This is a genomic window from Pseudomonas sp. DNDY-54 (genome assembly GCF_019880365.1).
GTDB lineage: Bacteria > Pseudomonadota > Gammaproteobacteria > Pseudomonadales > Pseudomonadaceae > Stutzerimonas > Stutzerimonas stutzeri_P.
In genome coordinates this window covers 1,542,422-1,556,147 of sequence record NZ_CP082271.1, presented here as the reverse complement: position 1 = coordinate 1,556,147, position 13,726 = coordinate 1,542,422, and the positions used below count along the sequence as shown (strand labels likewise).

Sequence of the window (13,726 nt, the reverse complement as noted above, 5' to 3'; positions counted from 1 at the left end):
CGTACCAAGAAATGCCAGGAAATAGCGATGGATCGGGCGGCCGACCGGCGGTCGTCTATTGGAATAAACGTAGCTGCTCGAACCCGCTGCGCAGGTCTATCAAACGGACGCCTACCCCGATCAGCCGAACGGGGCGCTTGCCGCGTGCAAAAGCGCTGGCTAGCAAGTCGGCATAGTCTTCCAGCTCTAGCCCCGCACCCGATTGCTCCAGGGTGGTCTGGGTGAAGTCATGAAACTTGAGCTTTACGAAGGGCTTGCCCGGCCTATACCCGCTATCAAGCCGCGCCATTCTCACGGTGAGCTGCCCAAGCAACTCCGGCAGCCGCTCGAGACAGGCCGCCAAATCCGGCAAGTCACGGTCGTAGGTATTCTCGACGCTGACCGACTGGCGACGACTTTCGACCTGCACCACGCGATCATCGATCCCATGCGCCAGCCCCCAGAGCCGTTCGCCAAACGAGCCGAACTCACGTACGAGGTCGAGGCGCTTCCAGGTCCGCAGGTCGGCGCAGGTCTCGATACCCATGCGTTTGAGCTTTTCGGCCGTCACGCGTCCGACGCCGTGGAGCTTGGTGACGGGTAAGGCAAGCACGAAATCGTCGACCTGATCCGGCGTGATCACGAACAGGCCATCCGGCTTGTTCCAATCACTGGCGATCTTGGCGAGGAATTTGTTCGGCGCGACGCCGGCCGATACGGTAATACGCAGCTGCTGCCAGACTCGGCGGCGTATGTCCTGGGCGATGCGCGTCGCGCTGCCGGCAAAGTGCTCGCAGCCGCTCACATCCAGGAACGCTTCATCGAGCGAAAGGGGTTCGATGAGATCGGTGTAGGTTCGAAAAATCCCGTGAATCTCGCGTGAAGCTTCTTTATAGGCGTCCATCCTCGGCCGAAGAATCAAAAGATCCGGGCATAACTTCAGCGCGTGCCCGGACGCCATGGCGGAACGCACGCCATAGGCTCGCGCTTCATAATTGCAGGTCGCAATGACGCCACGGCGGTCGGCCAACCCACCGACCGCAATGGGCCGGTTTGCAAGGGTTGGATCGTCACGCATCTCGATGGCCGCATAAAAGCAGTCGCAATCGACGTGGATGATTTTTCGGATCGGATTAACGGTGGAAAACTCGTAGCTTCACCAATGAACGCCCTTGCCCAGCAGATGAGCGCGCGCCGGCACGCATTATCGCTGATCTGTCGCCTGGCGAGGACACCGCTGGGTCGGCCGCCTTATGCCGAACATTCGCGCCAGCGCCGAGTCGGAACTAAAGAGGCAGGACCCAACACCCCCCTTTGACTGGAGGTTCACATGCAAACCGCACCCCTGACTGCTGCAATTCTGGCCGGCCTTTTCGCGACTGGCGCTATGGCCAATCAGGAAGGCACCCAAGGCGCTGCCGCCGACACCCACGGCAGCGCCATGAGTGAGAACCATCAGCGCGCCAATACGGGCAACGTAGACAGCGATGGCAAAACAATGGATCAGAAGATGAAGAACGAAGTACAAGATGATTGGCGCGAAGACGCAGAAGAGCGCCGCGAGGCAGACGTCAGCAAACCAGAGCAACGCTAACGCCCAGCGCGCCTCAAAGCTCGAGGGGGTAAGGCTGAATCAGCGCCTTGCCGTACCCCTCGACAAATTCGACCGGCATTCGCTTGGGTTTCCCATTTGAAAGCTGAATGCACACAAAAGTGGTCTGCGCACGCAGTAGCGTGACGTTGTCGGCGGGTCTGATCAGCTGAAAGTTACGCTTCATCTTGAGACGCTGATCCGAATCGACGATCCAGGTCGCCAGCTGAAGGCGATCGCCCTGATAAGCCGCCGCCACGTAATCGATTTCATGCCTGAGCACCGCCATGGCACGGTCTAGGCGACGATAGTCATCCAATCCCAAGCCGAGGCTCTGCGAGTGCTGCCAGGCACATCGCTCAAGCCATGACACATACACCGCGTTGTTGGCATGACCCAGTTCGTCGATATGCTCGGCCTCGACGGTGAAGTCGATGATGAACGCGTCGGTCTGATCCCAAATCATCCTGCCCTCGCTGTGGTGTGCACCGCCTAGTACGACCGCCCGCTATTGGAAGCCAGACGCTGCCGGATGTCACGCGTATGGCTGTCGCCTGATGGTGTGCTATTCAGCCGGCCGGCCATTGCAACCTGATGAACGCGACCGATCCCAGTTTTCAAACAACAAAAATCGCGCGCAAAACAAAAAGGGCCACTTCGTGAGAAATGACCCTTGGATGCCCAAAACGGGCAAAAAAAATGGCGTCCCCTAGGGGACTCGAACCCCTGTTACCGCCGTGAAAGGGCGGTGTCCTAGGCCACTAGACGAAGGGGACGAAACCTTCGATGAACAGAGCGTAACCGCTACGACCTGTCGTGGGTTGGTGGAGCTAGACGGGATCGAACCGTCGACCTCTTGCATGCCATGCAAGCGCTCTCCCAGCTGAGCTATAGCCCCGGATTTAACGTCTCCCGACTCGCGCCGCTTACGCTACGCGTTCTGAATAATGGCGTCCCCTAGGGGACTCGAACCCCTGTTACCGCCGTGAAAGGGCGGTGTCCTAGGCCACTAGACGAAGGGGACGCAAGGCCCTTCAAAGGCGACCGATCAAAAGACCGGTGTGGCAATCGAGATTGGTGGAGCTAGACGGGATCGAACCGTCGACCTCTTGCATGCCATGCAAGCGCTCTCCCAGCTGAGCTATAGCCCCATCTCGAGGACGGGGCGCATATTAGGTGCGCCCCTGGACAGTGTCAACGATATTTTTCCTGCTGACCGCAGATTTTTCAGCATCAGAACAATTACTTACCGCCGACGAGCGGCGGCGGTACGTTCCGTAAGCAGGATGGAATTGCATTCCTCCAACTCCGCGGCACTCAAGCCATCGCCGCGAACAGCTTTTCCCATTCTTTGACTTCCTTTTTCGACGCTCCACCCAGCAGCTCAAGTGCTTGCCGCAGACGGAAACGGGTCAGATCCGGACCGATAATTTCCATCGCATCGAGCACCGATACCGAACTGGCCTGGCCGGTAATGGAGGCGAACATCAACGGCATGACATCGCGCAATTTCAACTCGAGGTGAGCGCCAACCGCCTGGATACATTCGGTGATGCGCTCCTTATCCCACTGACGCAGGGCCTCCAACTTCCAGAGGGTCAATTGCAGGACCTGTCGCACCTGGGTCGCGTCGAGCTTCTTGTGCTCGAAGAGCGCGGGATCCAGATCCAGCGCGCCGGAAAAGAAGAAACCGGCCAACGGAGCAATCTGACTGAAGGTCTCGACCCGCTGCTGCACGTGCGGTGCGATCTTCATCATGTACTCAGGGTTGAACGCCCACCTCTGCACCTGCTCGGCAAACTGCTCCACCGACAACTCACGCAGCCACTGGCCGTTGAGCCAGGACAGCTTCTCGACATCGAATATCGGGCCGCCCAGCGAAACACGATTGATATCGAAGTGTTCGATCATCTCGGCCAAGGTGAATTTTTCACGCTCGTCCGGCATCGACCAGCCCATGCGGCCCAGATAGTTAAGCATCGCCTCAGGCATGAAGCCCATGCGCTCGTAAAAGGTCACGGACGTCGGGTTCTTGCGCTTGGACAACTTGCTCTTGTCAGGATTACGCAACAGGGGCATGTAGCAGAGCTGCGGCTGTTCCCAGCCGAAATATTCGTAGAGTTTGATCAGCTTCGGTGCGGACGGCAGCCACTCCTCGCCGCGCAGCACGTGGGTGATCCCCATCAGATGATCATCAACCACATTGGCTAGAAAATAGGTCGGCAAACCGTCTGCCTTCATCAGCACCTGCATGTCCATGCGGTCCCAACCGATTTCCACGGTGCCGCGGAGCATGTCCTGCACCTGACAGACGCCGTCACTCGGCACCTTCATGCGGATCACGTGGGACTCACCGGCCGCAATGCGCTGTTGCGCCGTTTCGGCGGCGATATGCATGCAATGGCCGTCGTAGCGCGGCGTTTCCTTGTTCGCCATCTGCTCGGCGCGCACCTGATCAAGTCGCTCGGCGCTGCAGAAACAAGGGAACGCATGACCCTTGGCGACCAGCTCGTCGGAATACTTCTTGTAGATCTCGCCGCGTTCGCTCTGTCGGTAAGGACCATGCGGGCCACCGACATCAGGGCCCTCGTCCCACTCTATGCCCAGCCAGCGCAGCGCATCGTAAATCTGTTGCTCGGACTCGCGCGTCGAACGTAGCTGATCCGTATCCTCGATGCGCAAAATGAACTGGCCGCCGTGCTGGCGAGCAAAGCAAAGGTTGAACAACGCGATATAGGCGGTGCCAACATGGGGGTCGCCTGTGGGCGATGGCGCGATACGGGTACGAACGGTGGTCATGATGTTCTCGAATCGGAGGCACAGAGGAAAACGCAGCGGCCATTGACGTCTATGCCCGTCGCCGGTCAGCGCTGGTAAAGGCGCGATGTTAACAGGCGCACCTCTACCGACTCTACCTGACCCTTTCCTTGATCAGCGCTGACGCGCCGCTGTGTCGAGAAGCTGCGCGCAGCCTCTTTACATAGAACCGCCTTCTGTCATGACGACCGGGTTGCTGCTAAAGGATCAGACCTGCAGCAGGCGCTCGCGCAGCTTGTGGATCTCATCGCGGGTCTGCGCGGCAGCCTCGAACTCCAGGTCACGCGCATAGGCAAGCATCTTCTCTTCCAACTGCCGAATCCGCTTGGTGATCTCGCTTGGCGACCGCAATTCGTTCTCGTACCGCGCCGCTTCTTCCGCCGCCTTTGCCTCACCGCGACGTTTCTTGCTGCGCGAACCAGGCACCGTGGCGCCTTCCAGAATATCCTTCACATCCTTGAATACGCCCTGGGGCACGATGCCATGCGCCTCGTTGAAAGCGATCTGCTTGTTGCGGCGACGCTCAGTTTCGCCAATGGCTCGCTCCATGGAGCCAGTGATGCGGTCGGCATAGAGAATCGCCCGGCCATTGAGGTTACGCGCGGCGCGGCCAATGGTCTGAATCAGCGAACGCTCCGAGCGCAGGAAGCCTTCCTTGTCGGCATCGAGGATCGCCACCAGCGAAACCTCAGGCATATCGAGGCCCTCGCGTAGCAGGTTGATACCCACCAGGACGTCAAATACGCCCAGACGCAGATCCCGAATGATCTCCACGCGTTCGACAGTATCGATGTCCGAGTGCAGGTAACGCACCCGAACCCCGTGGTCGCCCAGGTAATCCGTCAGGTCTTCAGCCATCCGCTTGGTCAGCGTCGTCACCAACACCCGCTCTTCCTTGGCGACACACTTGGTGATTTCCGAGAGCAGGTCATCGACCTGGGTCAACGCCGGTCGCACTTCGATCTGTGGATCGACCAGCCCTGTCGGCCGTACCACCTGCTCGATCACTCGACCGGAATGCTCCGCCTCATAGGGCCCAGGGGTTGCCGAGACGAAAATCGTTTGGGGGCTGATCGCCTCCCATTCGTCGAAACGCATAGGTCGGTTATCCAGCGCCGACGGGAGGCGGAAGCCATATTCGACCAGGGTTTCCTTGCGCGATCGGTCGCCTTTATACATCGCGCCGACCTGCGGCACGCTGACATGCGACTCATCGATTACCAGTAGCGCATCGGCTGGCAGATAGTCATAGAGCGTTGGCGGCGCCTCGCCCGAAGCGCGCCCGGACAAATAACGTGAGTAGTTTTCGATGCCATTGCAGTAGCCCAGCTCCATGATCATTTCCAGATCGAAACGGGTTCGCTGCTCGAGCCGCTGCGCCTCCACCAGTTTGTTGTTGGCGCGTAGATAATCGAGGCGATCTTTGAGTTCTGCCTTGATGTTCTCGATGGCATCGAGCAGCGTTTCGCGGGGCGTCACGTAGTGGCTCTTCGGATAAAACGTGAAGCGCGGAAGCTTGCGAATGACCTCTCCGGTCAGCGGATCGAACGCGGACAGGCTTTCCACCTCGTCATCGAACAGCTCGATACGGACCGCCTCCAGATCGGATTCGGCGGGAAAGATATCGATGACATCGCCTCGCACCCGAAAGGTTGCACGGGCGAAGTCCATGTCATTTCGCGTGTATTGCAAGCCGGTCAGGCGGCGCAACAGTTCCCGTTGATCCAGGCGATCACCCCGGTCGACGTGCAGCACCATCTTCAGATACGACTGCGGATCACCCAGGCCATAGATACAGGAGACGGTGGTAACGATGATTGCGTCCGGGCGCTCCAGTAGCGCCTTGGTCGCCGACAGGCGCATCTGCTCGATATGGTCATTGATCGAGGCGTCCTTTTCGATGAAGGTGTCAGAGGACGGCACGTAGGCTTCGGGCTGGTAGTAGTCGTAATAGGAAACGAAATACTCGACCGCGTTGTTCGGGAAGAACGCCTTGAACTCCCCGTACAGCTGCGCAGCCAATGTTTTGTTCGGCGCGAGCACCAGCGTCGGCCGCTGCACATGAGCGATGACGTTGGCGATACTGAAGGTCTTGCCGGAGCCCGTGACACCCAGCAGCGTCTGATGTGACAACCCGGCCTCGATGCCTTCGATCATCTGCCGAATGGCTTCAGGCTGGTCACCGGCGGGCTTGAAACGAGTGACCAATTCGAACTGCGACATATCAACCTCTTGTGATTGCAAGCCGCCCGGGGTCGAGCGTTAAGCATTGCTGCAGGCTTTAACGGGTTTAATCGGCAAGCAACCGCGAGCTGCAGGACGCGAGTACCGCTCATTCAATGCGGCCGGTATCAGGGATATCAAGGCTGTTCCCTCACCGCACGGTTCAAGCGAGGGAGCGAGCAACAAAACAGCTCCGCCTCGTCAGAAAAACCGCCCTAGCATATCGCGACGATGGGCCATGCCCGTTATACTCTTGCCCCGTTTGCGCCCTGCCCTCCGCGCGAAGCGAGGGTGCTGTTTCATTCACTCCTTCTCTTCGAGCCTCCCCACCATGAGTTTGTTCTCCGCTGTCGAAATGGCGCCGCGCGACCCGATCCTCGGCCTCAATGAAGCCTTTAATGCCGACACGCGGCAGAACAAGGTCAACCTGGGGGTGGGCGTGTACTACAACGAAGAAGGTCGAATCCCGCTGCTACGCGCTGTAGCCGCTGCGGAGATGGCTCGACTGGAGCTGAACGCACCCCGCGGCTACCTGCCGATCGAAGGCATCGCCAGCTACGACATGGCGGTCCAGGGCCTTCTATTCGGCGCCGACTCCGCACTGGTAGCCGATGGTCGCGTGGTGACGACCCAAGCGCTCGGTGGCACCGGCGCACTGAAAATCGGTGCCGATTTCCTCAAGCGGATGCTGCCCGATGCTGTCGTGGCGATCACCAATCCGAGCTGGGAAAACCATCGCGCATTATTCGAGTCCGCCGGATTTCCTGTTCAAAACTATAGCTACTACGACGCTGGCAGCCATGGAATTGATCGCGCCGGCATGCTCGAAGACCTGAAAAACCTGCCGGCCCGCTCCATCGTCGTGCTGCACGCCTGTTGCCACAATCCAACCGGCGTCGACCTGCAGCCGGAAGATTGGAAGCAGATCCTCGAGGTGCTGCGCGCGAATGACCACATTCCGTTCATCGATATTGCCTACCAAGGCTTCGGCGACAACATCGAAGAAGACGCGGCCGCCGTGCGCCTGTTCGCCGAGTCAGGCATGAGCTTCTTCGTTTCCAGCTCATTCTCCAAATCGTTCTCGCTGTATGGCGAACGCGTAGGAGCCTTGTCGATGGTCACCCAAAGCCGTGACGAGTCAGCCCGCGTACTGTCGCAAATCAAACGCGTCATTCGCACTAACTACTCGAACCCGCCAACCCATGGCGCCACGGTCGTATCAGCGGTACTCAATAGCCCGGAACTGCGCACGATGTGGGAAACCGAGCTTGGTGAGATGCGCACCCGCATCCAGGACATGCGCCTGACCATGGTTCGGCAACTGGCCGAGAAAGGTGCCAAGCAGGATTTCAGCTTCGTCGCCAAACAGCGAGGAATGTTCTCCTACTCAGGCCTCACCGCCGCTCAAGTCGAGCGCCTGCGGGTCGAGTTCGGCGTGTACGCCATCGGCACCGGGCGCATCTGTGCAGCAGCGCTGAACCACAACAATCTGGACCATGTCACCGACGCGATTGTGCAGGTTCTCTAATTCGACGAGGGTTGACTTCCCCTTAGTTATCATTAGGATACGCACCGCTGTTCCGCGATAGCTCAGTCGGTAGAGCAAATGACTGTTAATCATTGGGTCCCTGGTTCGAGTCCAGGTCGCGGAGCCAATTCCAAAGCCTCAGGTGGAAACCTGGGGCTTTTTTGTATCCGCTGGACTCTCACCAGGGACTTCGTCCCAGGTTATTCGGCAAGCCTCACCCCTTCGGGGCCGCGCTGAAGCGCGTTCTGCTGCGCAGTCGAGTCCAGGTCGCGGAGCCAAATTCAAAGCCTCGGTTTAGACCGGGGCTTTATTGTATCCGCGACCTGCAGGAGCCGGCTTGCCCGCGCTCGGCCGCCGTTCCGAGCCCACATCCCCTGTTGATCGCGAGCAAGCTTGCTCCTACGAAGAACATGGCGTGCTGGCGTTCAGTGGCCGGGCATGTGTTCGCGCAACCTTGTAGGAGTTAGCTTGCTTGCGAACCGCGCTAAGCCGCCGTTCCGAGCCCGCATACCCCGTTGATCGCGAGCAAGCTCGCTCCTACGAAAATACTGACGTGCAAAGGTCTGCATAAAGCTTTTATCCCCGAGAACGAAAACGCCCCGCATCGGCGGGGCGTTTCGTTATACGGCAGAGCTTATTGCGCTTCGGTGCTTTCAGCCGATTCGCCAGCTTCCGCCTCGGGCTCAGCGGCCGGAGCGGCTTCGTTCTCGTCGCCCTTGATGCCTAGCAGTTCGAGATCGAAGACCAACACCGAGTTAGCAGGGATCAGCGGGCTGGGGCTTTGTTCGCCGTAGGCCAGCTCGCTCGGGATGTACAGCTTGTACTTCTCGCCTACATGCATCAGCTGCAGACCTTCCACCCAACCCGGGATCACACCGCCGACAGGCAGATCGATCGGAGTACCACGCTTGATCGAGCTATCGAAAACGGTGCCGTCGGTCAGAGTGCCTTCATAGTGAACGGTGACGACATCGTCCGGACCTGGCTGTGGACCTTCGGCTTCCTTGATCACTTCATACTGCAGACCGGACTCAGTGGTCTTGACGCCTTCGCGCTTAGCGTTTTCCTCAAGGAATTTCTTACCCGCCTCGACCGCTTCCTTGTTCATCTCGACCATGCGCTCTTCAGCACGCGTCTGCAGATAGGCGAAGGCTTCCATCAGCTCTTCGTCGGTCAGCTTCTGATCCTTCTTGCCGAGCGCATCATCGATGCCCTGCGCTACCGCATTCGAATCCAGATCAGCCATACCTTCCTGGGCCAAGCTCTTGCCCATATTGAGGCCGATACCGTACGAGGCTTTCTGCGCGGGCGTTTCCAGCTTGGCGCTGGTTTCCGAATCACAGCCCGCCAGGACCAAGCCAACCAGGGCTATCGCAGACGCCAAACGTTGATGTCTCATTCTGTTTCCTTAAATACGCTTGAAGGGGTGAAGCTAAACGATTGCCGGAGCTTAACAGTCGCTAACCGGCAGTGGCTACCGAGCGTACCGACGTAATAGGTAAAGACAATGCAAAGTCAGGAAGTGCCGCACGAAACCCATAAAGATTACAAACGGGCCCAACACACAAATCGCAGGCAAAAAAAAAGCGACCATCAGGTCGCTTTCTTTTGAGCTATCAAGGTGTTCAGCGGGCCTTGATTGCAAATATGGCGCAGCGGACGGGACTCGAACCCGCGACCCCCGGCGTGACAGGCCGGTATTCTAACCGACTGAACTACCGCTGCGCTAAACCTCGAGTGGTGGGTGATGACGGGATCGAACCGCCGACCCTCTGCTTGTAAGGCAGATGCTCTCCCAGCTGAGCTAATCACCCGTTTGCTCTCGAAGTGGGGCGCATTCTAGAGAGGGTTCCTGACCTTGGCAACCCCCTTTTGAAAAAAAAATTTAAGAACTTACAAAGACTTAGGAAACCCTCTGTTTATGGGCGATTTTGCGGTTTCCATCAGCATTGCCGCTCGGCAGGGTTGGCCTGCGTTCGCTAGAGGGGAATAATGCGCGCTTTGCTTTCACCGGAGTTTCAAATCGCCATGTGGTTTCGCAACCTGCTCGTCTACCGTCTCACCCAGAACGTCCCCTTCGATGTCGAGACACTTGAAGCTGCATTGGCCGCCAAGCCCGCTCGCCCCTGCGCCAGTCAGGAATTGAGCACCTACGGTTTCGTCGCCCCCTTCGGCAAAGGTGAAGACGCCCCGCTGGTACACGCCAGCCAAGGCTTCCTGCTGATCTCGACCCGCAAGGAAGAACGCATCCTACCCGGCAGCGTCGTCAAGGACGCGCTCAAGGAAAAGGTCGACGAGATCGAAAACGAGCAAATGCGCAAGGTTTACAAAAAAGAGCGCGAGCAGCTAAAGGACGACATTATCCAAGCCTTCCTGCCGCGCGCCTTTATTCGCAAGTCCGGCACCTTCGCCGCCATTGCGCCGGAGCAGGGGGTGATCCTGGTTGACGCGTCCAGCCCGAAGCGTGCCGAAGACCTGCTCTCTACGCTTCGCGAAGCCATCGGTTCGCTGCCGGTGCGTCCGCTGACCGTTAAGGTCGCACCCTCGGCAACCATGACCGACTGGGTCAAGACGCAGAAAGCCGCTGATGACTTCTTTGTACTCGACGAATGCGAACTGCGCGACACCCATGAAGATGGCGGTGTCGTGCGCTGCAAACGTCAGGACCTGACCAGCGACGAAATCCAGCAGCACCTTGAAGTAGGCAAGCAAGTCACGCAGCTGTCGCTGGGCTGGCAGGACAAGTTGTCCTTCGTACTCGACGACAAAATGGTGATCAAGCGGCTGCGCTTCGAGGAACTGCTACAGGATCAGGCCGAGCAAGATGGCGGCGATGACGACCTCGGCCAGCAGGACGCCAGCTTCCTGCTGATGATGTTGACTTTCAAGGAATTTCTCCCTGCGCTGTTCGTAGCACTCGGTGGTGAGGATATCCCGCAGGGCATCTAAACTGCCTTGTGCGCCATTGGCCTAGGCTGATGGCGCTCCTCCCATCACCACAAGGTAAACCCGATGCGCGCCCTCGCCGCCCTCAGCCGCTTTGTTGGCAACACCTTCGCCCTCTGGGTCCTGATATTTGCCGTTCTCGCCTTCTTTCAACCGAGCTGGTTCCTACCCGCCACCGCCTGGATCGTCCCGCTACTCGGGCTGATCATGTTCGGCATGGGCTTGACGCTGAAAGCGGCAGACTTCGCAGAGGTGGCTCGCCGTCCGCTTTGGGTAGCGCTGGGCGTCGGCTCGCAATTTCTGATCATGCCGGCGCTGGCGTGGTTGCTGTGTCAGGTGCTGGGCCTACCGCCTGAAATCGCCGTTGGAGTCATCCTGGTCGGCTGTTGCCCGGGCGGCACCGCTTCCAACGTTATCGCATGGTTCTCACGCGGTGATGTAGCACTGTCGGTAGCGATCACCGCGGTCACTACCCTGCTCGCCCCGCTGGTCACACCCGCCCTGATCTGGTTGCTCGCCTCGGCGTGGCTTCCAGTCAATTTCGCCGCATTGTTCATGTCGATTGTGCAGATCGTGCTGCTACCGATTGCCCTTGGACTGATCGTTCGTCGGCTGCTGGGTAACCGCGTGCATCACGTCGTCGAGGTGCTGCCGCTAGTGTCAGTGGTGAGCATCGTGATCATCGTCGCGGCGGTGGTGGCGGCCAGTCAGGCCAAGATCGCTGAATCCGGTCTGCTGATCATGGCGGTGGTGATCCTGCACAACAGCCTTGGCCTCGGCATTGGATATCTGGTCGGACGGGCCTTCGGCCTGCCGCTGGCACAACGCAAGACCTTGTCGATCGAGGTCGGCATGCAGAACTCGGGCCTCGGTGCAGCCCTGGCCAGCGCTCATTTTTCGCCGTTAGCAGCGGTGCCGAGCGCATTGTTTAGTGTCTGGCACAATCTCTCCGGCGCGCTACTGGCAACCATCTATCGCCGAATGAAAGACGACCAACCCCAACAATAGCCACGGAGTCACCACAGGTCCGGGCGACTTGCCCGGACGTACGCGTTGTGGACAATGACGCCTGCTGAGGACGACCTCAGGCTGCACAGACTCATTGGGGACGGCCCCGCCCAATCACCGTCCTGTCGGGGTGCGTATGTCCTGGATCATTCTGTTTCTTGCCGGTCTGTTCGAGATCGGCTGGGCGGTTGGCCTGAAATTCACCGAAGGCTTCACCCGCCCTCTTCCCACCCTGCTTACCGTCGCAGCAATGGCGGCCAGTCTGGGCTTGCTGGGGCTCGCTATGAAGGAATTGCCGTTGGGCACCGCCTACGCCATCTGGACCGGCGTCGGTGCGGTCGGCACCGTGATTGCGGGGATCATCCTGTTCGGCGAATCGATGAGCCTGTTTCGCCTGGGAAGCGTAATGCTGATCTGCGTCGGCTTGCTCGGTTTGAAACTCAGCCACTGAGGCTGACGGCAGCCGGCCGAACACCGGCTGCCGTGCTGTCAGCCATGCAAAGCGGGTTCACGATAGAGCCGTGAGCAGGCGTCGCCATCAGCGCGAAACAGATGACACTTGTTGGCCAGCAGCCCGGTCGCAAAGGCTTGGCCCACGGCAACACGGCGGTTACCATCACTCGCGACCGCTACCATCGCTTCGACGCCCTCAAGATTCAGGTGCAGCAGATTGTGATCGCCCAGCCGTTCGGCCACCGCTATCTCGCCATTGAAAACGAAATCCGCCTGTTCAGGATCGACGAAATGTTCAGGGCGAACACCGAGCGTCAGCGCCTCACCCGCTTTGATCTGACTGCCATCCACCGCGACCCGCATGGCACTCCCGCCCGGCATCTCGACCTCAACGGAATCCTCATCGGCACGCAGCGCGCGAACCGGCAGAAAATTCATCTGTGGTGAGCCAATAAAGCCGGCTACGAACTGATTGTTCGGGTAGTGATACAGCTCCAGCGGCGGCCCGGCCTGCGCAATACGCCCGGCATTGAGCACAACGATCTTGTCAGCCAGTGTCATGGCTTCGACCTGATCGTGCGTCACGTAGATCATCGTTGCCTGAAGACGCTGATGCAGGCGCGAGATCTCGATGCGCATCTGTACCCGCAGAGACGCATCGAGGTTAGAAAGCGGTTCGTCGAAGAGGAAGACTTTGGGCTCACGCACCATGGTCCGGCCGATGGCAACACGCTGACGCTGCCCGCCGGAAAGATCCTTGGGTTTACGCTCCAGTAGCTGGTCAAGCTGCAGGATTTTTGCCACGGACTCCACCCGGCGGTGGATATCGGCCTTGTCGACCTTCGCCAACTTGAGACCAAACGCCATGTTTTCCGCGACGTTCATGTGCGGATAGAGCGCGTAGGACTGGAATACCATGCCCACCGAACGATCCATCGGCGGCAGTTCATTGACACGCTCACCGTCGATCTGCAATTCGCCGTCGGTGATGTCCTCAAGGCCGGCAATCAAACGCAGCAACGTTGACTTGCCACAGCCGGACGGACCGACAAACACCACGAACTCGCCGTCGGCGATATCCAGGTCGATGCCGCGCGTGATGGGCACATCGTCATAGCTCTTGCAGATATTGCGCAGGGTTACGCTGGCCATTCTTATTGTTCTCCTTCAAGCAACCGCCG

Annotated in this window: 11 protein-coding genes and 7 tRNA genes; 6 read left to right on the top strand and 12 right to left on the bottom strand. The window is 58.9% G+C overall.

The features are described 5' to 3' along the window. Positions 1 to 55 precede the first annotated feature (55 nt). The gene (dinB, locus tag K4O48_RS07320) at positions 56 to 1,108 is read right to left on the bottom strand and encodes a DNA polymerase IV (protein ID WP_222912026.1); all 1,053 of its coding nucleotides are present in this window, start codon (positions 1,106 to 1,108) and stop codon (positions 56 to 58) included. A gap of 201 nt (positions 1,109 to 1,309) precedes the next feature. Between dinB and K4O48_RS07315 the strand changes: the two genes are divergently transcribed. Beyond that, positions 1,310 to 1,573 carry a hypothetical protein gene (locus tag K4O48_RS07315; RefSeq protein ID WP_222911374.1) on the top strand — a complete coding sequence of 88 codons (264 nt, stop codon included), beginning with the start codon at positions 1,310 to 1,312 and terminating at the stop codon, positions 1,571 to 1,573. Positions 1,574 to 1,586: 13 nt separating this feature from the next. Here the strand turns inward: K4O48_RS07315 and K4O48_RS07310 are convergent, their stop codons facing one another. The 7 genes from K4O48_RS07310 to uvrB all read right to left on the bottom strand — a co-directional run bounded on the left by K4O48_RS07310 (position 1,587) and on the right by uvrB (position 6,610). Beyond that, positions 1,587 to 2,036 (bottom strand): acyl-CoA thioesterase, encoded by a 450-nt coding sequence (locus tag K4O48_RS07310; protein WP_222911373.1) that lies wholly within the window; start codon positions 2,034 to 2,036, stop codon positions 1,587 to 1,589. 234 nt (positions 2,037 to 2,270) lie between these two features. Further along, positions 2,271 to 2,346 (bottom strand) — tRNA-Glu (locus tag K4O48_RS07305). 46 nt (positions 2,347 to 2,392) lie between these two features. Continuing rightward, positions 2,393 to 2,468: transfer RNA gene (locus tag K4O48_RS07300), tRNA-Ala, on the bottom strand. Positions 2,469 to 2,518: 50 nt separating this feature from the next. After that, positions 2,519 to 2,594 (bottom strand) — tRNA-Glu (locus K4O48_RS07295). Between the two features lie 51 nt (positions 2,595 to 2,645). Next, positions 2,646 to 2,721, bottom strand: a tRNA-Ala gene (locus K4O48_RS07290). Positions 2,722 to 2,887: 166 nt separating this feature from the next. Beyond that, entirely contained in the window at positions 2,888 to 4,369 is a 1,482-nt protein-coding gene (gene gltX / locus K4O48_RS07285; protein WP_222911372.1) for a glutamate--tRNA ligase, read from the bottom strand. Positions 4,370 to 4,594: 225 nt separating this feature from the next. Beyond that, a complete protein-coding gene (gene uvrB, locus K4O48_RS07280) occupies positions 4,595 to 6,610 on the bottom strand; it encodes an excinuclease ABC subunit UvrB (protein ID WP_222911371.1) in 2,016 nt (671 codons plus the stop codon). Between the two features lie 331 nt (positions 6,611 to 6,941). Between uvrB and K4O48_RS07275 the strand changes: the two genes are divergently transcribed. Together K4O48_RS07275 and K4O48_RS07270 are read left to right on the top strand one after the other, a co-directional pair. Further along, complete coding sequence (locus tag K4O48_RS07275) at positions 6,942 to 8,138, top strand: amino acid aminotransferase (protein WP_222911370.1); 1,197 nt, start codon at positions 6,942 to 6,944, stop codon at positions 8,136 to 8,138. Positions 8,139 to 8,189: 51 nt separating this feature from the next. Continuing rightward, positions 8,190 to 8,265 (top strand) — tRNA-Asn (locus K4O48_RS07270). 507 nt (positions 8,266 to 8,772) lie between these two features. Here the strand turns inward: K4O48_RS07270 and K4O48_RS07265 are convergent. From K4O48_RS07265 to K4O48_RS07255, 3 genes are all read right to left on the bottom strand, one after another. Beyond that, complete coding sequence (locus tag K4O48_RS07265; protein WP_222911369.1) at positions 8,773 to 9,537, bottom strand: FKBP-type peptidyl-prolyl cis-trans isomerase; 765 nt, start codon at positions 9,535 to 9,537, stop codon at positions 8,773 to 8,775. Between the two features lie 249 nt (positions 9,538 to 9,786). Next, a tRNA-Asp gene (locus K4O48_RS07260) sits at positions 9,787 to 9,863 on the bottom strand. Positions 9,864 to 9,876: 13 nt separating this feature from the next. Next, positions 9,877 to 9,952, bottom strand: a tRNA-Val gene (locus K4O48_RS07255). A 214-nt stretch (positions 9,953 to 10,166) separates the two neighbouring features. On the opposite strand from K4O48_RS07255, the gene rdgC reads away from it, so the two are divergent. The 3 genes from rdgC (at position 10,167) to sugE (ending at position 12,543) form a co-directional block, all read left to right on the top strand. Next, positions 10,167 to 11,087, top strand: a complete 921-nt coding sequence (rdgC, locus tag K4O48_RS07250) for a recombination-associated protein RdgC (RefSeq protein WP_222912025.1) — start codon at positions 10,167 to 10,169, stop codon at positions 11,085 to 11,087. Positions 11,088 to 11,150: 63 nt separating this feature from the next. Further along, the gene (locus tag K4O48_RS07245; protein WP_222911368.1) at positions 11,151 to 12,092 is read left to right on the top strand and encodes a bile acid:sodium symporter family protein; all 942 of its coding nucleotides are present in this window, start codon (positions 11,151 to 11,153) and stop codon (positions 12,090 to 12,092) included. Positions 12,093 to 12,228: 136 nt separating this feature from the next. Continuing rightward, a complete protein-coding gene (sugE, locus tag K4O48_RS07240; RefSeq protein WP_222911367.1) occupies positions 12,229 to 12,543 on the top strand; it encodes a quaternary ammonium compound efflux SMR transporter SugE in 315 nt (104 codons plus the stop codon). Between the two features lie 38 nt (positions 12,544 to 12,581). Here the strand turns inward: sugE and malK are convergent, their stop codons facing one another. Next, positions 12,582 to 13,697: a maltose/maltodextrin ABC transporter ATP-binding protein MalK gene (gene malK / locus K4O48_RS07235; RefSeq protein ID WP_222911366.1), complete on the bottom strand. Its 1,116-nt coding sequence runs from the start codon at positions 13,695 to 13,697 to the stop codon at positions 12,582 to 12,584. Positions 13,698 to 13,726 lie beyond the last annotated feature (29 nt).